Raw genomic sequence first — 20,393 nt, 5'->3', positions numbered from 1 at the left:
ATGCTGACCATGATACGTGATAAGAATCGCTTCACCTTTCCAATTACACCGGCAGAGATACAGATCACCAGCAGCAATGAGATAGATTCTTTTGTCGTAATTACAGGTGAAGAGAAGACAAGTAAGAGACTCACTTCGAAGCTGAAGCGGGTCTCTTTTTCTGTGATCTTCCCGCGAGTCTGGGAAGAACTTTGGGAAACTGGAAAAGAGACGGTGGCTTACCAGTCTCCAGAACAGGCATGGAAGCTAATGGAGGAATGGAAGCTCAAGCCGGTTGTGATCAACTTTGAATCGCTCTTTTCGCAAACCATGTGGTTTGAAAGTTTCGAGGCCACGTATAAAGATGGTCAGGCGAATCTGCATATCACATTTAATTTTGTAGAGTTCAACCCAGTTAAAATTGTTTCGTATTCCAACACAAAGCAGCTTTTGAAACCGGGTGTAATCATAACCAAGTCATCCAAAAGTCGACCTAATACAACGGGGAAAACGGACAAGAAGAATAAGACGAAGAAAAATGAGAAATCGAAGAAAGCAGAGGAAAAAAAGAAGAAAAATGAAGAGAAGAAATCCACTGCTAACGCTAAAGGCAACTTTGATTATCTGGCTCAAAAAGAACGGATTTTGGATAAGAACTCTAGCGTTAAATAAAAGGCGGGGTTGAGATGGATAACTTTGCGATCCTTTACGGAAAGGAGAGCAATCGGCAGCTGTTGACGGATGCGGCAGTTGAATTGTCCTGGTCTTCAGCACGAGATGAAATCGCACGCAGCTCAACTGTTCGACTCCGCAACGCTGCTGATCTGAAGGTAGCCGGTATGCTGATGTGCTTTTCACAACGATTAAAAGGTGTGGGTGTGCTTCATCACAAGAATCAGTTCTTCCATGGTCCCATCATCAAGTATGAACAAAATGAGTTCACGGATGAATGGGAGGTTGAAGCGCGGGAGATGAGTTGGTATTTAGCGAAGAACAAAGGCACACGCCCATACTTGAAGGGTGAAGCCGGTGCAGAGCTGCAGCGTTATATCAAGACTACCGGAATTGATTTTCGATGTCCTTCGTTAGGGTTCAACCTGGATGAACGCTATGGCACGATGTTCCATTCAGAAGTTATCTTGGATGTGTTGCAAAAGGCATATGAGCGTAGCGGCTACCGCTATCATGTAGATGTAGTCCGAACGGAAACTAGTTTCTACCTGCAGGTAGTTAGGGAGGGAACGAACACCCTTGTTCCAGTCTTCATTCCGGAGCAGATGGAAGCCAGCACCGCTGGTTATAGCATTGAGGAGACTTACACAGTTGTTACCGCACAGAAGTATAAGGACGATAAGCTGGCTTCCTCAGTCACCAAAACAGCAGCAGGTGCAGTTCAAGCCATGGGCAGGATGGAAGAGATCATTGAAGTGGAAGAAGATGAGGACCCAGCTACGATTGCTACGCAGCGCCTGAAGGCTTTGTCGCAGGCGAAGCAGATTAAGAAAATTACTGTCAAGCATGAAGACCATACGCTGACAGGGCTTCGGGCTGGATGGATGGTGTTGATCAAAACGGACCATACCTCCAAGTGGATTGTAGAGTCTGCAGAAAGCAGTTTTAAGAATGGGTTATACACTGTGAAGCTTGAACTGGAAAGGAGGGAATAACGTTGCTAAATGACGCATTGAATTTGTTGAAGGAAAAGACGAAAGGTCATATTGACTCTCGAGATACCGAACGAGCGACATTATTGAGCTGGCCAGGTAATCCGAAAATTCAGGTAGAAGGTGACCCGGAACCTTATCTTGCAGATAAACTGGTCTTTGCAGAATATCTGCAGGAACGCCGTATCGATGCAGTCTTTGAGGTTGAGCAACTTGAGGTTTCAAAGTTAACCGGTGTCCTAACGATCCCCAGCCCTCTGAAGGTTGGAGATCAGCTTATTGTTTCTCGGATGACAGGCCAGCGGTATTATGTGCTCGGGAAGGATGTGGGCAGTAGTGGCGGATAGTTTCTTTCCTGAGTTAGATATATCGGACATTGGAGAAGTCGAACTTACTGAATCTGTTGTATCGGCTACGAAATGGACGTACTTAATCGATTACCGTAATCGGCGCGCCGTTCTTACTGAAGATGGTTACCCGAAGAAGACCAGCACTTATGAAGAATATCTAGTTCAGACAGCACTCAAGATTCTGAATACTGAGCGTTTCAGGTATGTGTTATACGGCGAGGAGGTTGGCGTGGAGAGATCGGAGTGGTCTACTTGGGAGGATGTAGAGATCAAACGAGATATGGAGGAAGCTTTGACTGCTCATACCGAGATTGTGCGTGCTGAGGTGCGATCGATGATTCGAGAAGGACAGGAGATGCATCTTAGAATATTGATAACTGGCTTAGCGGGTCAAGTGGAACTGGAGGAGGCGATTAGTGTATGACCATTAAACTGAGTGATTTACCGTCACTCCCCTACATGCCTATCCTAGAAGAAGAGCCGGAGGAAATCTATCAACGTTGGGTTAACCGTGCCATAGCCTTGGCGCTTGAACGAGGGCTACCACCGCCGCCAACAGGAGAAGGAGAATACTTTTATGATCTTTGGTATCCACTTGCGTTAGAGCTTGCGGAGCAGCAAATGCTATGGACTTATGGATTCGTTCAAGGGTTTCCGATTTGGGCAGATTCCGAGTATCTTGATGGTCACGGATGGGCTGCAGGTCTTATCCGCAAGGATGGGGAGAGTGACGATACATTTCGCCTACGGATGTTGGGGCGTGCTGCTACCGAAATCGGGAGCGGACGTCGCAAAGATTATGAAACCTGGGCTACAGAGATGGCCGGTGTTGGTGGAGCGATAGCTCGTGAAAAGGAACGGCATGATAACTCCATCGATCTTTACTTGACCAACCTGGACGGACAGCCAATTACTGAGGAATTTGCTGAGACGGTCAAAGTATGGATGTGGGAGGAGCGACGGATCGCTGGGCATGACTTATTGGTACATCCGGCTCCGGTCTTTAATGTGCTTTTAGAGACACGTTTGCTAACGTCTAGCGGTACAGATCTTACTGTCCTGGCAGCGACCATTCAGCAGCGTGTATTGGATTACGCAAGCGGACGATCCAAACTAATATACAATTACGTGGCTGCCTTACTACTATTGCCTGGCGTGGATGATTACGAGAGTTTGACCCTCAATGGGGATGAGGAGGATATTGTTCTCCCCTTGTCGTCTGTTTTGAGAGTGGAAGTGATCCTGCTATGATTCCGCTTAGATACCGCGAAATGCTGCCACCTTATTGGTATGAGATTGATATGGCAGATCGTCATTTTTCAGTTTTTGAGAAGGAAATGGACGATCGTTTGCAAACTATAGACGATCTGAGCAATCAGTTTATTCTGCGAAGATCGACCTGGGCGTTGTGGATCTGGGAATGGATGTACTTCCGGAAGACTCAAGAGGGAAGCGACGATGAACGTAGGGAGGCGATACGCCGGAAGCGCTGGGGCGATCGTCCTTTTAAGCTTCCTCTGCTTCGAGAACTAGGGAATCAGCATGGTATGTTGATAAGTGTTTCAGAGGATTTTTTAGCAAAAGAGATCCATTTTGAATTTTCCTTAGTTCAACCGTTTAACATGGCAGGTCTGCAGGCTGATTTTGAATACGTGCGTCCGGTTCATATTCGTCGAGCAGTATTTAGTTCAGCAGTTCCGACGCAAGTCATTAATATAAAAGGTACTGGCTACTCGCATGGAGTGGACTTCCCGATTTGCGGGTTTGAAGTTCCGTTTGGAGGAGGGGAGTAATGGCAGACGTTATTAAGCAGTTGCTTCTTGAGAAGTTGATTTCGAATTTGAATGGTCACATCGTCAGCGCGCGGGTGAATATAGGAGGGGTTCAGACGACGTATCCTATTTACAACACAATTGTATCTGGTATGTCTGTTCGAAAGTACATTTATCTAACGGAGACTCAAGCTATCGGCAAACAACTTTTAGGCGCAGCCTTGCTGGATGCTGAAGGTAATATACTGGCAGATCAACCCCTTCTCGTAACTAAAAACGATAAGGGGTTTTTGATTGCCTTTGAATTTGTTTTGAGATTGGAGGCGAGTGCTGGTGGCGTATAACAAGCAGCAGTGGAAGGACGAGATTCCCGACTTGACCAAGCCGATAAAGGATTCCTCGGGAAAGCAAAAGACTGACCCACAAACCGGGAGGCCTTTGTATGAACTGGTCCAAGAAGGTACACGTCTTACATCTCAGCGTTTGAATCACATAGAAGATGGTATTGAGATCGTCCATGAACTGACAGATCAAAACGCTGCGGATATTGATACACATAAAAAAGATACAGTTAAGCACATAACGGCTGCTGAAAGAGCGGAATGGAAAGCCAAGGAGACACTTGCAGGTGCTCAGACTAAAGCTGATGCTGCTCTATCAGCTGCCAAAACCTATGCAGATACCGCGCTACTTGCAAAGGCAGATAAATCATCCACTTACAGCAAAACAGAGACTGACCAGCGTATTCAAGCTGTGGTCGGTGCTGCACCGGACGCTCTCGATACACTTAAAGAAATTGGGGACGCACTGAATAATGATCCGAACTTTGCAGCCACGGTCACCAATCAACTCTCAGGCAAAGTGGATAAGGTCGCGGGAAAACAACTTTCAACAGAGGATTATTCATCTTCTGAGAAGGCGAAGTTGGCGGGGCTTACTCCTGGGGCTGGGGGGGCAGGATCGGCTACAGATGCTACGATAGGTAACCGTACAGCTGATCCTTCGATTACTACTCCCTATAGCTTGACGGGCACTATCACTCAGTGGTTTTCCTGGCTTACCAAGTATCTTAAATCCATAACAGGCAAAGCTAATCCATTTGACACACCTGACATAACACTAGCCGCAACTAAGACACACGTTGACGACACTACAAGGCACATTACAGCCACAGAGCGTACTGCCTGGAACGCAGCAGAGAGTAACGCAAAGAATGCATCTATTCCCAAGACAGAAAAGGGTGCTGCTAGTGGTGTAGCTGCGATGGACGCTACCTCTAAGGTTCCACGTGTTAACACATACAGTTCATTAGGTGGAGCTGGAGGTGCGACCAACCTCAACACCTTATACACTGCTGGTACGTACTCAGTTACTAATACGGCTACAGGCGCCCCAGAAGCTAACTATGGACAAGTTATAGTTCATGTAAGCTCTGGTGACACTCACGACAACGTAGCTAACTGGATATGGCAAATGTTCTTTAGTACGATAGGTCCGATATACGTTCGAAGAAAAATAAATGAAAAAGAGTGGCAAGAGTGGGTACCTCTGTGGACAGGGTATAATGACTCCCCTGTATTTATGCCCAGAGCACGTATTACTAATAACACAGACTTTAACACCTTACTAACTAACGGTATATGGTCAATTTATATGCCTACGGGAATTACTAACGCTCCAGCTGTAACCTATGGGCTTCTGTTTGTGTACGTCTCTGACAAAAGTACTACGTATGTTAAGCAAGAAGTTATAGATGTTACCAATGGAAACACCTATATTCGGGCAAGAAGTAGTGTCGCGGTCTGGTCAGCTTGGAAGTTATCAGAGACAACGGATAAAAAGAACACAGCTAACGGGTATGCGGGACTTGATGCAAATACTAAATTACTTGATGCCCACATTCCTGCTAGCATTGCTAGAACATCGCAAATCATACCTGCTAACACAGACTTAAACGCGTTTAGAAATGAGGGAGACTACTTCTGCCCTAGTAACGCGACTGCGGCAACTATCTTGAATATGCCTACAGCTATTGCGGGACAATCTTTTTACCTTAGAAATAACACACATGCAGGAGTTAACCAGTCCATCATCTCGTATAATTCTGCGTCATTTAGAATTTACACACGCAATTACTATTCGCCAGGTTCTCCTCAATGGTCGGATTGGATGGAGATAGAGCACAGTGGAAGAAAGAATGTAGCTAGTGGATATGCGGGACTGGATGCGTCTATTAGAGTACCACGTAACAATGTGTATAACTCTTTGGGTGGAGCTAACACTATCCCTACTGTGGATTTAGACCTTGCACTAACGGCGGGAGTATATCCTATTAGTCCTGTTACACTTAACAAGCCAGCCGCAAGTATGTGGGGGCAAGTGTTGGTTTTTATCAGCGGCGCAGAAACGCATAATAACGCGAATACATGGACTTGGCAGCTACTATTGCAATCTAGCGGTGGTTCTTATGTGAGATTTAAAGACGCTGCGGCTGCATGGAGTACCTGGGTTCCGTGGTGGACGGGTAACAACGACAGCCCATTTATTAGGGATAGAGGGTTGATCGCCAACGCGACTAATTTCAACAACATAGTAACTAGTGGTCTTTACGCCATGTTCCAAGAGCCGCCAATAACCTATGTGAACTCCCCGCTAGTGAATTACGGTCTTCTCCAAGTTTCGAGAGTGGATCACAACGGGACTTTTTATATCAAACAAGAGGTTATTGATGTCATATCGGGCGCAATCTACACGCGAGGAAGATCGGGGACAAGCGCTATTTGGACGGCTTGGGTATCTAGTATCAGCAGTGCTGGGGGTAACTTCACTGGCCCTGTATCAAGAACTTATAGTTCTGAATCGGTAAAACTCAGCAACGTAGCTTCTTACAAGGGCAATATTAATAACACAGGTGCGATTAAGATAACCCTTCCGGTTGGTTGGAACGCCACTATGATGACCATAAAAATAACGGGGTATGAGTACGCATCTAATCGCGGGGCGTGGGAACTTATCATTGGCGGGTATAACTTCACTGGCGGGTGGATGATGACCTCAGCTCTGGCAGATTCTGCGGCGGGGAGTTTACCGTTTACGTCTGTGCGTCTTGCTTACGATGGTACTAAGTGCTGTATCTTATTAGGAACGACTACTAACGTATCTCAGTACCCGCACATAGAGGTAACAGAGGTGTTAGCGTCTCACAATGGAGCCAGCGCCTTGGCCTCTGCGGGTAACTGGACGATTACAAATATCACAAGCGAAACAGGTATAACGAACGCTGTCATTGTACCGATAAAGTGGGGTAACGCCGATACACTGTCCGGGTGGTCTCCTTCTCAGGCTCCAACACCAAATACAGTAGTTGTCCGCAATAGCAAAGGGGAAATCCCGGGTATAACCAGTACGGCGGCGAAAGTAGAAGACCTGCCGGTAGCTAATTCAACAAGCGGGGTTCCGGTGCTGGCGTATACACCTACGGCAGACGAGACCATTACTGTTTTGGTTTATCTTTCCCTGTTATACGATACTAAAATCTCGATATACGTTCAGTATGTTGATCCTAGACTTGGACTGACAGCTTATGAATTCTTGCCCGTGTCAGCGACACCAGCACCATACGACGGCTACGTGTTTGTTCCGGCGTTCATTAGAGTAAAGGCGAATGAAACAGTGTCGCTTTTAGTGACTCACAACAATACAACAAACCCGGCATATGTAACAGCCGCAATAAGAAGGGAGTAGATGGAATGACTAAACTAGTATTGCCAGGGGATGCGAAAGCATCCCAAGTGCTTGAAGGCGTTAAATACAGCGCGGGAACGGTTATGAACGGAACTGGAACCATGAAGAAGCAAACAGATTTTTATGTGCCTGTCACGTTATACGATGCCTCATTTGGTCGCGTGGCTTTCTCACAGGCTGACGGTGTTTACAACGGTTACCACGACGAAACCACCAAGTACACAGTGGAAGAACCTAACCTACAGCCAGAGAATATCCCTAAAGACATGATCATGTTTGGGATACAAGGCACTATGGCTGCTGCTAGTGCAAAAGTTGTGCGTTCCACATATTTAAACGTCCCAGCGCAAAGTTCAATTTCTGTAAAGGAATCGGCTCCTTTTAATACCATTGAAATGATGATTATAGACTCATATTTCGTTGCGCAAATACCACATTCTGTGATTTACAAAAGACCTGGGGAATCCTATAAGTACATGACGGTAAAGGGACAGTCAAACCCGTTAGAGGTTAGTAATATAACTCTATTGGATGGGAAGCCCTCCTTTACCTTAACGAATCCAGCGGGGTTCTCACAAAACTGCTACTTGATAAGCTATGGAACGTAACTTTTCGATAAAATATTCCAATCTATAATGCTTTGTTTGTCTTGAAACTACGCCATATAGGCGTTTTTATTTTGCCCTCGGATCCCCGGGGGCTATTTATATTAAGGGGGGAAGGTAGTGGAGATTACAACGATTACAGCATTAGTCGCAGCAGTAAGCGGCGTTGTATTAGGGTGGGTTACCAGAACGTCTGCATTTAAAAAGGATGTGGCACAAGAGGCTGGTAGTGGTGCGGCATTGCGTACAGACGTTGAGTACATCAAACATGGTGTTGATGATGTTCGATTTGAGTTAAAAGACCAGATAAGACGATTTGATGCATTAACAGAGCGAGTAACACGAGTTGAAGAATCTACCAAGCAAGCCCATAAACGCTTGGACAAAATCGAAGAATAGAGAGGATGAATTTATATGGAATGGAATGCAGTTGCGAATTTTATTAAGCCAGAATTGCTGATGGTTGTCGCTGTGTGCTGGGTGATTGGCTATATCCTTAAACAAACCCCAAAGATACCCGATTGGACAATCATTTACGCAGTTACTTTAGCTGCAATTATCCTGGTTGTACTGACTACTGGATTAAACGTAGACAGTGTTCTACAGGCGATTTTATGTAGTGCAGTTGCTGTGTACGGTAATCAACTGGTTAAACAAACGGCTAAAGCGAAGGAGGGGAATGAACAATGAAGAAGGTATGGATCGACGCAGGACATGGTGGTAAGGATCCAGGAGCAGTTGCAAATGGTTTAAAAGAGAAAGACATCGTACTGTCAGTGGCTTTGGAGATTAAAAAGCGACTCGAGACAAATTATGATGGAGTTCAGGTGTTACTATCCCGTAGCACTGATGTGTTTCTGGAATTAAAAGAGCGCACAAATCTAGCCAACAAAGCAGGCGCTGATATCCTGGTTTCAATCCATGGTAACGCTGGGGGTGGCTCTGGTGGATTTGAGACATTTAGATATATAAAAGCCTCAGCCACATCGGCAGCACTGCAAAACGTCCTGCACTCAGCGATTATGGACACGCTCAATAAGGTCGCTGTTGGCGTGATTGACCGAGGACAAAAGGCGGATAACCTGCACATGGTACGGGAGAGTAAAATGCCAGCAGTACTCACAGAAAATTTGTTTTTGGACGTGGCAACTGACGCTGCCAAACTCAAAAAAGATGTGGTTATCCAAGCAATCATTGATGGCCATGTGATCGGGATTGCAAAGTATTTGGGACTGAAGAAGAAGGAAGAAGGGAATCAAGTGAATAGAGAAAATAAAGTGGCTGTATTCGTAAATGGCAAGAAGGTGGCTGACGGCGTACTTGATAACGGCACTACCTATACTCCTGCACGAGCTGTAGCAGAGGCTCTAGGGGCTACAGTTGTATATGACGCAGTAAGAAAGAAGGTTAACATTACAAAGTAACTTTTTAAACATCTTAAGATTATATATCCACTGGCCTAAGCTGGTGTTTTTTTTTGTTTAGCTTGCCCAGAGGCACGCATTATCTAGTTATCTAACAAAAGTTGAGGGTGTACAAAGAAGTAAAGTTATCATAGACTAGACGATCAACAATGGAGGTCGGAGAATCCACGGAGTTTTTCTATCTGACTCGAAAAAACTTGGCAAGAATAGAAGAGCCAGCGGACAAATGACCGCTGGCTAAACTCGAAAAAGTGATTTCATCCAGAAACTAAATTCTATGTAGTAACGTTATAATGTCTGTCGAGTTTCCAGTGACTGTATTTTTATTAGGGAGCAAATATAGCCCCTTCATTATTGTAGTATGCGTAATGAGATGAAGTGTAAGTAAATGATACAGTGACAGATACCGCCTGGTTGCCAGCTTGAACACCTCCGGAGGTAGAAGTTTCTCCATTGTTGCAGAACTGACCATTCACAATCCAATAGATTTGTGTTGGATTTACTATTTTTGCAGTAAGATTACCTCCGTATACTTTAGAATAAGGTAATGTAAGACCGGAAAGTGTGTTTTTTGCATTCATTTGAACATCGAACATTTCATTAAATTGATAAAAAGATCCAGAATGGTACGTAATTGCATAAACCATTAGAGTTGGATTGTAATACGGATTTACATCTAAAACAACTGAAAATTTTGATACTCCTGTACTTGCAGCAGCCAAAGTTGAATTTTTAGAATTTGTAGATGAATTTGATGTTTTATCGGGGTGTGTAGTTCGTACTTCTTCTACTGTTCTACCACTATTTTCTGCAATTTCAGCAATAGCTTCTTCATAACTCATTTCTTCTACAGTCACTCGATCCCCCAAACTTTCCAAATTGTTCAAATCAATTTTTCCTTGAAGCAAATCAGAATTAATTTCTTGGAGTTGCTGTGAACTTGAATCGCCTTCAGTGCTTGCTGCGTAAGAATGAGAAGCTGGCAAAATAAGTGATGCACATAGAGTTAAGGATAAGGCAAATGCTGATAAAACTTTTTTCATAATAATGTCTCCTTTTCTATTAATTTCTTACACAATATATCATAATGTGGTATATCTTGTAAACTATTGAATTATAATCATCTATAACCACCATTATTGAAAATTTGGACTATCTTGGATATTCTTAGAATTATATTTAGTTTTTTGTCTTTCTCAGTAGGGTTTTCAGGAAGATCCAACCCCCAAACTTGATATCTATCATTAGTACGAACAAACCCAGAAACATACTGTCCTGATTTGCCAAATTCGACATCATTTAATGTTAATCTTGAGTCTCTAAAAACTCCGGGGAGTATATCCTCTGTTCCAATGAAGAAAACAGGGTATTCAATACGACTAAAGTAATCTTGGTATGCTTTGGTTGCAGCTTGATTAAAATATTCCCTCGTTACAATAAGAGCATCATAGGTCTTGTTTTTTTCCTCTAAGAGATCCGTTAATTCTATTGGTTTGTAGTTAATATTCTCAACTTGTTGAAACGGATTCTTTCCTACGATAGCAATTTCTAAAGGGATTGTAGGTAGGTCATATAGTTCGCTATTATTTGTTACAGTTTTATTCTCCTGACATCCTAAAAGAAGCACTGATAAAATTAATAAAAATGAAAGTAATTTAATTCTCAAAATTCAACTCTCCTTCCAATTTTAAAAGATAGTTTATATTTACAAACATATCTTTATATTACATTATTTAATGATAAATACCAATTATAAGGAATCTCCTAACGGTCTTTAGTGCAAATATACAATCGCTGTGAGAAATGGCCTGGGAGCCGTTTGCAACAGTATTGGGGATATAAACATAGTTTCACCACTCCATAATTATAATTTTTAGAATGACGTAGGAGGGCAGGTAAGTCTTGGATCATGGGAATCACTGTCTCTTTTTTTCATTGCTTAAAATTTCCTAATGCGGTTATAATACAAACAAGTGTTCTTATTTTTTGGAGGCGATCACATGAAAATGAGTGTTGGCCAAACAGTTGAAATTATATATCAGGACAAAGCGGAAAAGATTACGCAACGCAAGATCGAGGTCTATGGTATTCGTGACGGTCGTATCCGGGCTACATGCCTGACCACCAACTCGCCCCGTGTATTCTTAGAATCCAGTATCCTGTCATGGCAACCCATACAGGAGAGACGCTATGCTTAGCGATACGGCCCGCAAGCTGTTGATGATTATGCGGCATTGCTCGGTGCATCATGGATACATGCCTACGATAGAGGTACTGGAGACAAAGAGCGGACGGACACCAGAAAAGATTCTAGCCGGGCTGCAGGAATTGGCAGAGGACAACTACATTCTGTGGGAATTTGGGAAACCACCTGAGAGTGCAGTTGTCGTTGAGGGATGGGAGCGAAAAGAGGATCGACCAGCATATGTTTCATGGGGCATTGACGGTGGCCATATAGATTACTGGACAGATTACTAGGAAGGTATACATAATTGTAATGACATAGCTAAACCACAGGAGCACTTCCTGGGGTTTAATTTTATTCACAACCTATACCGTCTCCGTCTCGATCGAGCTTTCTTGAGTAGCCAGGGTCACCTGCATAGATTGGATCTGCGCCGGCTGCCCTAACGGCGGAACAGTTTTTGTAATAAACATCTTGGACTGGTTGGGGTGTTGCTGTTGGCTTTTTAGTAGGAGCAGCAGTTGGCTTCTTTGTTTGTGCTGCAGGTTTTTTCGTTTCAACAGGTTTCAAAGTAGCCACTGGTTTTGGTGAGGGTTTGACAGTAGCAGTTGGTTGAGTACTTACTTTCGCAACTACAGTATCATCATACCCTTTATCAGTTGCGTAATCTTCTATGCTCCAAATCCCTAACTTAGCCGACTGTGCTTTCTTTTGGATCTCCCTAAATTGATCAACATATTTGACATCAGGCTGATAAACAGCAACCCTCGCAAGCCCCTTTTCAAGCAACATTTCATTTACCATCTTATCACCAACGTATGCATATGCTAAAATGCGTCCATATTTATCCCGCTCAGATACGTCATATTCGAGTTTTACAGTTTTTCCTGTAAGGATTTCTGCTGTATAAGCACTCGCTTCAAGGCCAAAAGGTTGAACCGGCTTAGAAGGATGTTTAGTCTCCGGTGTATCAATAAGTATGAGCCGCACTTTCTCAGATGTGCCGTCTTGTAATTTGACCGTAAAGGTATCCCCATCAGTGACGGAGATTACCTGAACTTCAATTGTTTCCGCAGATGACATTAAACTTGCTGGTTCGATATTTTGCTTTGTATCAACCGACGTTGACACTTTTTCAGTACTTTCAGTCTTGTTAACATTTTCCACAATTTTTTCTTTTGCTACGGAGTTTCCTTGCTCGACAGTTGTAACTTTAGGAATAGTTACTACAAACAATATAAGAGATATCGCAATAGTGATTAATGAATATGTGGTAACCGCTTTGCGTGTCTTTTTAGTTGGATCTCCCCAGCGAATAATTAGTGAAGGCTTAATCAGACCTATAATCCAAATCGGTATTGCAACAAAGGATATCAAGAAAAAGTTAATAGCTATAGCATCCCGAAAAGATATGCCCGTAAAAATAAGAATTTCTATTAAAGCGATAATACTAAGAGAAATCAGAAACTTTTTTGATCTGAGCATCAAGGAACCCCTTTTCTATAAATAGATGAAGTTAGCTTAGCAGAAATGGGAGATTATGACTATTAAATTCAAACGGGAACTTTATCAGAATATTCATGATTGGCACAGCGGAAGCTTGAGATTCTGAGATTGACGGGGTGGGTTCATTTATATATAAGAAATACGATTATACAAACTATAACAAAAGAAAATCACCTGATAAAATCTCGGGGAAATTACATAATCTATTTTCATCAGTTTGTACCTGTTTCTACTCCACGAGTAGAAAAAATAGATCATATTTCAAACTGGTTATGACCTGTTTTTATGGGCTATGTAAAAAGATAATATGAAGTATTGTACCTTGCCAATATCAGCTGGGTATTTTTGCGATCAGAAAAATTTTCCTTTATCGTTACATACATGTTGTGGGAAATGGATTATATTTAGAATACACAGTTTGGAAGCATCGGCAGTGTAATCCGGAAGTATCAAGAAGAGACCTCGCGGATCAGTAACCGCCAAGTCTCTTTTTTATATTCTAGGGGGGGATACATTGTTAAAACCGTCGTCCTCATGATATTGATAATTATCATTTCAGCAGTTGTAGTCTATATTTTTCTGCCAAAAAGGCAGAAGTGTATTCAAAGAATACAGTGATTGATCCTCTTAAGATTACGATCCAAGATATAGACCGTATAGAAGAGGGGACTGATTTAATTTTTACTGATCATGAAGCATATCGAATCCATATTATGCTAACATTGAGTGATTGAATTATTTTGACACAAAGGAGACGAATCCTTGAAGACATATAATGAGATGCTGCTTTCCACACCTTTTATGATAAATGGCAGACTTGAATCGGAAAGTTTCGCATTGAGACCAATTTCTCCCCCAAATCATATGCCTAGATATGAAGAATTTCAATATACAAGTGTTTTTAGAAGTATGTTTGTTTTAAGTCTTACTGTTGAAGTCGATAGCATTAATCCTTTAGGGGTGGATAATAAATCTCTTGGCCCGTATCATAAAACTCCACTTGAGATTGCAGACATGGATGGAGTACGAGCTCTGAAAGTATTTAGAAACTTTTTGTCTTTGCATTATGGGAAAATTTTCTTTGATCATGGTGTTACGAGAATAAATGATCATTTCAGTCTACCAAATATTAATTATTTTATCCCACTGAAAAATGCTAGACATCCAGTTTGTAATATGTTGGATAGGTTGGATTTTAGTCAATCTGGTGAGCTTTCTAACAGTGAAGACAGCTTGAAAAGGCTTGGGGTTTTATTGAAGAAGGGTACAAATAAGAACAAGGATTTTTTGAAATCACTAAATCTATACTACAATGCATTAGAGCAGTATAATATAAATGAAACACTAAGTTTTATGTTGTTTGTTACATCCATAGAAACTTTAACACATAAGTATTCTAAAAAAAGTAATATAACATCTCGAAATCTAGATTCAGATGATTATTTCTTTACCAAAATTATAAATATTATCGAAACGGATGTTGGTCAATCTGAAAATCGTGATTTTTTGAAGGGATTTGTTTTAGAGAGATATAAGGTAAAGATGAAATTTGTAGATTTTGTGCTTCAATTTTTGAATGAGAACTTTTATGAAATTTGGGAAGATCGAGGAATAGATAGAAGTGCTATTAGTAAAGAGGAAATAGAAGAATTATTGAACAGAATTTATAATCTACGATCAAATTACTTGCACCGTGGAGAAGATATATCGATTGAAATTAAGTTATATTCACTTTTGATATTGATTGAAAGAATTACAAGATTTATTTTGATTAAAGTATTTGATGAGCTGACAGCTTGATAAGCTTCATATTATGGAAATGCGATTGTTTGGATACTAAATTAAAAGTATTCAAGATATATGCCGATCTATGATACTACCGCTTCTCTTAAATGTACATTGGTAGCATTAATGATCAAGGATATTCTCGGATTTGAATTTGGAAAGAGGATGGATAAGAGTTAGTACATAATAAAACCCCGGATATTCACCGGGGTTCATTTTTAATCTTCGAACAAATCGTCCATTAGCTGCTGAATGTCTTCTTTTCTCTTTTTCGAGTCATTCTTATCGATCAGAATTTCATTATCTTTAAAAATAAGGGTATCTCCAGACTTTGCCTCTTTAGGTAAAATTGATTTTAAGATATCCTCAGTTTGCCCTTCAAATTCTACAACGGCATACTCACCTTCAAAGCGGTCAATGATTCCTTTATGCATTTACTTAGCCCCCTTAGTCGATGTAAAAGTGATTTTATTGCCATCACTTATTGCAGTAATTGTACCTTTTTGGTCAGTTCGTAACACTGAAGTATTCGCATTTTTTAACCTTGTAAGAATCCCGGAATCTGGATGCCCGTAATTATTTTTACCGACGCTTATTACTGCGTACTGTGGGTTAACGGAGTCGATGAATGCTTTGCTGGTTGAACTACTGGAGCCGTGATGGCCGACTTTTAATACATCAGCTTTTAAATTCATGCCATCGTCTAACATATCGTTCTCAGAAGCCTTTTCAGCATCGCCGGTAAAGAGGAAGGACTTGTTCTTATAAGTGACCTTTAAGACAGCACTCCAGTCGTTAATATTATCCCCATACGTTTTAATAGGAGCCAGGAACTTAGCCTCAACACCAGTTAAAGGAATGGTAACGCCTTTAGTCACTGCTTTGATGGTACGTCCCTCATTCTTTACAGCGGTCAAAAAATCTTTGTATGTCTCAGTGGTATGTGATACCTTTGGAGCGTAGACAGATTTAACATCCAGCGCTTTGAGAACATCATCTAATCCACCAATGTGATCTGCGTCAGGATGAGTAGCAACCAGGGCATCAAGTGTCTTTACACCAAGGGCGTTCAGGTATTTTACTACATTCTTACCCTGATCGTTATTACCTCCGTCAATGAGGACATATTGATTATTAGGAGTTCGGATTAAGGTAGAGTCCCCTTGGCCAACATCGAAAAAGTAGACCTGAAGAGTGCCGACGTTTTGTTTCTTTGGTAAAAGCAAAGCTGGAGCTGGCGTAGAAGTAGGCTTTGCTGTTGGTTTCGCAGTAGGCTTAACAGCTGGTTTCGCAGTGGCAGCAGGTTTTGAATTTGAACTACCACCATTGTGGTAATGGTATTCTCCGTCTTTCAGTCCCCACTTTGCACAATTGGTGCGGCAATAATGACCGCCATTTGCATCTGTGCGTCCTGGATGCGCCTCAGCAAGTACAGGCATCAACAATAAAACAAGTGACATGAAGATTGGTACAATAATTCTTTTCATAAAAAAATAAACCCCTAATGTATGATTCTGGGAGTATTCTATCAGTTATAGGTAATTTTTTCTAGAGAACATTACGAAAACTTGCTAACGAATTTGTAAACGAAGTATCTGATATAGAGTTAAATTCATGAATAGAAAAACCCCTATAATAGAAGAAAAAGAAACACAGTTAAGCTTATTTTAACCTTTCCCCAAGCTCAGTTGGTTAGAGCGGTCGGCTCATAACCGATTGGTCGGGGGTTCGAGTCCCTCAGGGCCCACTTATCAAAAACCCTTACTTTGTAAGGGTTTTTTGCTGTCTGTAGGTTCCCTTGTAAGTAGAAGTGGATGAGTTGGAAAAGCGACAAAATAGAAAATGATCACATTTTGGTCACGGCGTTGATAGATCCTCTGGTTTTATCATAGATCATCTGGAAAACGGTAAAAAGTATGTATTCTGTGGAACTGCACTCTTGTAGAGGAAAGGGGGACAGTCAAGACATATAGACTATTAAGTAGCAAGCACCATACGCCGTAGATTTTGATTGAATTAATAGCATGTCCAATACGCTGAAATTGATGATTTCTTTGAACAGGTTAATGCTGAATTTTGATAAGAAGCAATAAAGGATGCCGCATGTTCGCTCGGCATCCTTTATTGAAGATGGATATACTAACTTAACAGCCTTTTAATTAATCATCAGAAGTTGATTAATAGCTTATTGATTATCCCCAAACCAGATGTTCTCAGTACCGGTCCGCGTGTCTGTCCATACGCTCACTAGACGGCCTGTCTGGGGGACGATGGCATTACCGATGTAGTCCCCAATTAGGGGGATGCCGGTGACGTCAAAGGAAGTTGTTGTTATCCGGGTGTTTGTATACGTCATACCGCCATCTCTAGATGTTGCTAGATAAACATCAAGGTTGAGGGGGTTGACTCGATTAGTGTAATAGGTAACGAATATTGCACCATCCGCAGGGGATACGGTGATGGCTGGGAAAAAGTTTTGGGAGCCCACCGGACTACCTGTAATGGATATTGGTGCCCCCCAATCCACACCAAAATTGGTGGAAGTGGCAAGAAAAATATCGGAATAACCTTCTCGAAAATCTTGCCATACAGCATAGACATTACCTCGCGTCGTCGGTGCATTAGAAATATCTGCTGCGAGGGAAGGGTATGTCAGACATCTAAATGTATATCCCGGCAATGGATCTGGTGGGACTACAACGCTGGCGACCATGGTTTCAGGAGTAAAAATGACCCCACCGTCTGAGGATGTGCGAATTTTAAGATCAGTATTACCGGGAGGCTGATTGATCCATCCCACGATAACAATCCCATTTAATGTAATTGCTATACCGGGGAATTCTTCGAATTCTTCGACCGAAGACAGCAGGGAGGGACTGGAATAGGTACTACCGTTATCTAGGGAACGATTGAAGAATATCGTATTTCCCGGTATGAATTGTGTGTTGTAATCATGCGTATAACCAGTATATACATTTCCAAAAAAGGGACTTGATCCAGCTTTGTCGGTGACAACGACCACCTGATCATCATTTACAAACTGCCCAAACCCTTGATTCACGATGACTGGAGGTCCGAATGAAGAGGCATTGTCGGCAGATGTATAGGAAACGATCGACCCGCTGAGACCGTCTGAATCGAAGGCGTGGGCTAATACTACGAAAGTGGTCGGGAAAATATAATCAATATGTGGTGCTTCGATGCCTGCAAATCCTGTCGGTAACGGCAATAACGTTGTTGTCCAAGTGGCACCTGCGTCAATAGATTTGTATAAACCTATATTAGGAGGGCCTAATCGAAGATCTACAGCTACGGCAACCATAACTGAAGGATTAAGCCAATTTACCGCGATGGTGGGCTCAAACTGAACGCTTGCGCTCGGCGAAATTTGAATATTAGCCATGCTAAGCTCCTTTCGTCAGAGAGTTTTCGGTACTTATGGGTTCAGCTGAGCTATGAAAGTAAGTTCGGATTGCAGCACTCTTTGATGGGGAATGACGTTTCCTGACGAATCCGTTCCGAACACCGTGATAATCGTGTCTGCCGGTGCGTTTCCAGTTACGAGAAATTGGACTTCATAAGCTGAATTGCCTGCGATATTAAAACCGAGAAACTGGCTGGTGTTAGCATTAACATTTAATGAGTTGGAGTAGACTAAACCTTTACTAACCAAGGTATTCCATACGTAAACGTGATAGACTACGTTAGATGAAAAACTAAGGTTGTCATTATCGATATTAATGAGCACGTTGGATGCTGGGGTAGTCCCTGTGTTCGTAATGATGCCTGTTGTTGTTGCCATGAGCTTCACCTCTTTATTAGTTTGCTATATATATATGAATTGAGATTCATTGTGTTTGGACAAGGGAATCAGAAAAATCGCGGAAATGAATACTGAGAGGTCTAATTAGGTGGGGAAATACAAATAAAATTTCAGCATGATCTGAAGTAACTTGATTATAAGTTGAACAACAATTGACGATTTTTACGACTTCTCTGCCACTGCTGATCTTGTAAGGCGCATGCAGGTAACTATTCGCTATCAGCAGGAGAATTTTAAGAATTTTAAATAGAAGGTCTGACATTTATTTTAAATAAATGTTATAATTATTAAATCAGTGTGTAGAGATATTGGTCTTTTTTATTGGGCCAAAAATATATGTCTCATGATACGTCTGCCATCTGAAATATATTCACGGAGATGACAAACATGCATGGAGACACAAGACTGCCCAGAAACGGAAAAGAAGGTATACTATTTTTACTCATTATTTCAATCATTTCAGTTAACACTATTGCCCCTATTATTGTGGGGTTGGAACGCGGCTTCAGTAAGGAAGTGTATATAGATACACTAAAGGTTATTCCATTTATGTGGATGATCGTAGTTTTATCCGTAAGATTAGTTGCAGGACCGATTGTTGGAAAAGTGATGCCGAAATTCATGGGACAAACCGATGGATTTAATGCAAGGATTCTGTTGAATACTTTATTGAATGTCACAGTGTTATCTATTTTACTATCAATTATCGGCACATGGGTTGGGACGAAACAAATAAGCCTGGATCCACTTAAAAACTTCCTTCACATCTGGCCGAGAAACTTTGGAATAGCATTTTGGATTGAACTGTTGGTTGCGCAGCCGATCGCAAGATTTGCGATGAAAACATTACACGCAAGACAGGATCGTAAAACAGAAAGTGTAAATGCGTAACTAGCTAGAGTGTAGTAGACTAATAAGAAATTCAAGGAGCGTCCATGGTGGGCGTTCCTTTTTTGCAGCAATCGGAAGTATCGAGAGAGACCCTGTGTTCCTTTGAAATTTGATTCCATAACAATTACGTGAACGATGCTTCTCCTGTCAGACACAGCTGACCCTTAAAGCGGTTTTTTTCCACATTTGCAATTCTAACGGACTCCATAGTCGCTATTGGCATAAAAAGTACCGCATGTGAGCCTCTTTCTAGGCATTAGCGTCCATGGAGTCCGAAACCATGCTCTTAAGGCTGAAAATCAGCAAATAGCGACATCTGGGTCCGATAGCTCGAGGTGGAGGAGGTTAGTTCGTTTATTCGTTAGCTCGTTAGTGCCGTGCTCCTCACAGATTTAGTTGCAGAAATTATAATGAGAAGCAGCTTTTAAAGGAACAATCAGTAGTCTCACCTCTACAACCAGCATATCTAGTATGCGAGTTCATAAACCATTCAGTAAAGCACAAAACGGCACTGCTCCAAACCATGAAATGGTTTTGAAGCAGCGCCGTTTTTGTTAACAGCCAGCTAAATTGTCCAATGGAGAGCAGGGTGACCGAAACGTTGTCCCTAATTTCTTCCGATTGCAGTCCCGATCGCAGTCCAACCGCAGTCTCGATCACAGTCC

At 42.0% G+C, this 20,393-nt stretch carries 22 protein-coding genes and 1 tRNA gene; 16 read left to right on the top strand and 7 right to left on the bottom strand.

Features of this window, described 5'->3' with window-relative positions; all coding sequences use genetic code 11:
• The 12 genes from MHH50_RS23070 (at window position 1) to MHH50_RS23015 (ending at window position 9,538) form a co-directional block, all read left to right on the top strand.
• Window positions 1–651: a hypothetical protein gene (locus MHH50_RS23070; protein ID WP_076219561.1), complete on the top strand. Its 651-nt coding sequence runs from the start codon at window positions 1–3 to the stop codon at window positions 649–651.
• Between the two features lie 14 nt (window positions 652–665).
• The gene (locus MHH50_RS23065; protein ID WP_076219560.1) at window positions 666–1,646 is read left to right on the top strand and encodes a hypothetical protein; all 981 of its coding nucleotides are present in this window, start codon (window positions 666–668) and stop codon (window positions 1,644–1,646) included.
• Between the two features lie 2 nt (window positions 1,647–1,648).
• Complete coding sequence (locus tag MHH50_RS23060; protein ID WP_076138588.1) at window positions 1,649–1,990, top strand: hypothetical protein; 342 nt, start codon at window positions 1,649–1,651, stop codon at window positions 1,988–1,990.
• A complete protein-coding gene (locus MHH50_RS23055; protein WP_256715244.1) occupies window positions 1,980–2,417 on the top strand; it encodes a DUF2634 domain-containing protein in 438 nt (145 codons plus the stop codon). The genes MHH50_RS23060 and MHH50_RS23055 overlap by 11 nt, the downstream gene beginning before the upstream one ends.
• Window positions 2,414–3,244 carry a baseplate J/gp47 family protein gene (locus tag MHH50_RS23050; protein WP_076219559.1) on the top strand — a complete coding sequence of 277 codons (831 nt, stop codon included), beginning with the start codon at window positions 2,414–2,416 and terminating at the stop codon, window positions 3,242–3,244. The genes MHH50_RS23055 and MHH50_RS23050 overlap by 4 nt, the downstream gene beginning before the upstream one ends.
• Entirely contained in the window at window positions 3,241–3,786 is a 546-nt protein-coding gene (locus tag MHH50_RS23045; RefSeq protein ID WP_076219558.1) for a DUF2313 domain-containing protein, read from the top strand. Before MHH50_RS23050 ends, MHH50_RS23045 begins: the two co-directional genes overlap by 4 nt.
• Window positions 3,786–4,109 carry a hypothetical protein gene (locus MHH50_RS23040; RefSeq protein WP_076219557.1) on the top strand — a complete coding sequence of 108 codons (324 nt, stop codon included), beginning with the start codon at window positions 3,786–3,788 and terminating at the stop codon, window positions 4,107–4,109. The genes MHH50_RS23045 and MHH50_RS23040 overlap by 1 nt, the downstream gene beginning before the upstream one ends.
• Window positions 4,099–7,509, top strand: coding sequence for a pyocin knob domain-containing protein (locus tag MHH50_RS23035; protein WP_179087529.1), 3,411 nt, complete (start codon window positions 4,099–4,101; stop codon window positions 7,507–7,509). Before MHH50_RS23040 ends, MHH50_RS23035 begins: the two co-directional genes overlap by 11 nt.
• 5 nt (window positions 7,510–7,514) lie before the next feature.
• Window positions 7,515–8,117, top strand: a complete 603-nt coding sequence (locus MHH50_RS23030) for a hypothetical protein (protein ID WP_076219556.1) — start codon at window positions 7,515–7,517, stop codon at window positions 8,115–8,117.
• A 117-nt stretch (window positions 8,118–8,234) separates the two neighbouring features.
• A complete protein-coding gene (locus MHH50_RS23025; protein ID WP_076219555.1) occupies window positions 8,235–8,513 on the top strand; it encodes a hypothetical protein in 279 nt (92 codons plus the stop codon).
• A gap of 15 nt (window positions 8,514–8,528) precedes the next feature.
• Window positions 8,529–8,804 (top strand): phage holin family protein, encoded by a 276-nt coding sequence (locus tag MHH50_RS23020; RefSeq protein ID WP_076219554.1) that lies wholly within the window; start codon window positions 8,529–8,531, stop codon window positions 8,802–8,804.
• Complete coding sequence (locus tag MHH50_RS23015; RefSeq protein WP_076219553.1) at window positions 8,801–9,538, top strand: N-acetylmuramoyl-L-alanine amidase; 738 nt, start codon at window positions 8,801–8,803, stop codon at window positions 9,536–9,538. The genes MHH50_RS23020 and MHH50_RS23015 overlap by 4 nt, the downstream gene beginning before the upstream one ends.
• A gap of 326 nt (window positions 9,539–9,864) precedes the next feature.
• Here MHH50_RS23015 and MHH50_RS23010 read toward each other — a convergent pair whose 3' ends face one another.
• Together MHH50_RS23010 and MHH50_RS23005 are read right to left on the bottom strand one after the other, a co-directional pair.
• The gene (locus MHH50_RS23010) at window positions 9,865–10,581 is read right to left on the bottom strand and encodes a hypothetical protein (protein WP_076219552.1); all 717 of its coding nucleotides are present in this window, start codon (window positions 10,579–10,581) and stop codon (window positions 9,865–9,867) included.
• Between the two features lie 77 nt (window positions 10,582–10,658).
• Window positions 10,659–11,204, bottom strand: coding sequence for a hypothetical protein (locus tag MHH50_RS23005; RefSeq protein WP_076219551.1), 546 nt, complete (start codon window positions 11,202–11,204; stop codon window positions 10,659–10,661).
• Between the two features lie 524 nt (window positions 11,205–11,728).
• On the opposite strand from MHH50_RS23005, the gene MHH50_RS23000 reads away from it, so the two are divergent.
• Entirely contained in the window at window positions 11,729–12,016 is a 288-nt protein-coding gene (locus tag MHH50_RS23000; RefSeq protein WP_076219549.1) for a hypothetical protein, read from the top strand.
• A gap of 61 nt (window positions 12,017–12,077) precedes the next feature.
• Here MHH50_RS23000 and MHH50_RS22995 read toward each other — a convergent pair whose 3' ends face one another.
• Window positions 12,078–13,208, bottom strand: coding sequence for a thermonuclease family protein (locus MHH50_RS22995; protein WP_076219548.1), 1,131 nt, complete (start codon window positions 13,206–13,208; stop codon window positions 12,078–12,080).
• Between the two features lie 783 nt (window positions 13,209–13,991).
• On the opposite strand from MHH50_RS22995, the gene MHH50_RS22990 reads away from it, so the two are divergent.
• Entirely contained in the window at window positions 13,992–15,029 is a 1,038-nt protein-coding gene (locus tag MHH50_RS22990; RefSeq protein WP_340033457.1) for a hypothetical protein, read from the top strand.
• 203 nt (window positions 15,030–15,232) lie between these two features.
• On the opposite strand, the gene MHH50_RS22985 is transcribed toward MHH50_RS22990, so the two are convergent.
• Window positions 15,233–15,448 (bottom strand): DUF3006 domain-containing protein, encoded by a 216-nt coding sequence (locus MHH50_RS22985; protein ID WP_076220886.1) that lies wholly within the window; start codon window positions 15,446–15,448, stop codon window positions 15,233–15,235.
• Window positions 15,449–16,501: an MBL fold metallo-hydrolase gene (locus MHH50_RS22980; protein ID WP_340033456.1), complete on the bottom strand. Its 1,053-nt coding sequence runs from the start codon at window positions 16,499–16,501 to the stop codon at window positions 15,449–15,451.
• Between the two features lie 194 nt (window positions 16,502–16,695).
• Here MHH50_RS22980 and MHH50_RS22975 point away from each other — a divergent pair.
• A tRNA-Met gene (locus MHH50_RS22975) sits at window positions 16,696–16,761 on the top strand.
• A gap of 438 nt (window positions 16,762–17,199) precedes the next feature.
• Here the strand turns inward: MHH50_RS22975 and MHH50_RS22970 are convergent.
• Window positions 17,200–18,336 (bottom strand): sialidase family protein, encoded by a 1,137-nt coding sequence (locus MHH50_RS22970; RefSeq protein WP_254847654.1) that lies wholly within the window; start codon window positions 18,334–18,336, stop codon window positions 17,200–17,202.
• Between the two features lie 114 nt (window positions 18,337–18,450).
• On the bottom strand, window positions 18,451–18,816 hold the full coding sequence (locus tag MHH50_RS22965; protein ID WP_076128842.1) for a hypothetical protein: 366 nt from the start codon (window positions 18,814–18,816) through the stop codon (window positions 18,451–18,453).
• 408 nt (window positions 18,817–19,224) lie between these two features.
• Here MHH50_RS22965 and MHH50_RS22960 point away from each other — a divergent pair, with 408 nt between their 5' ends.
• Window positions 19,225–19,728 (top strand): hypothetical protein, encoded by a 504-nt coding sequence (locus tag MHH50_RS22960; RefSeq protein ID WP_076128844.1) that lies wholly within the window; start codon window positions 19,225–19,227, stop codon window positions 19,726–19,728.
• The last annotated feature ends 665 nt before the right edge of the window (window positions 19,729–20,393 follow it).

It is taken from the genome of Paenibacillus sp. FSL H3-0302, assembly GCF_037982245.1.
GTDB lineage: Bacteria > Bacillota > Bacilli > Paenibacillales > Paenibacillaceae > Paenibacillus_AQ > Paenibacillus_AQ odorifer.
This window is presented reverse-complemented; position numbering and strand designations above follow the sequence as displayed.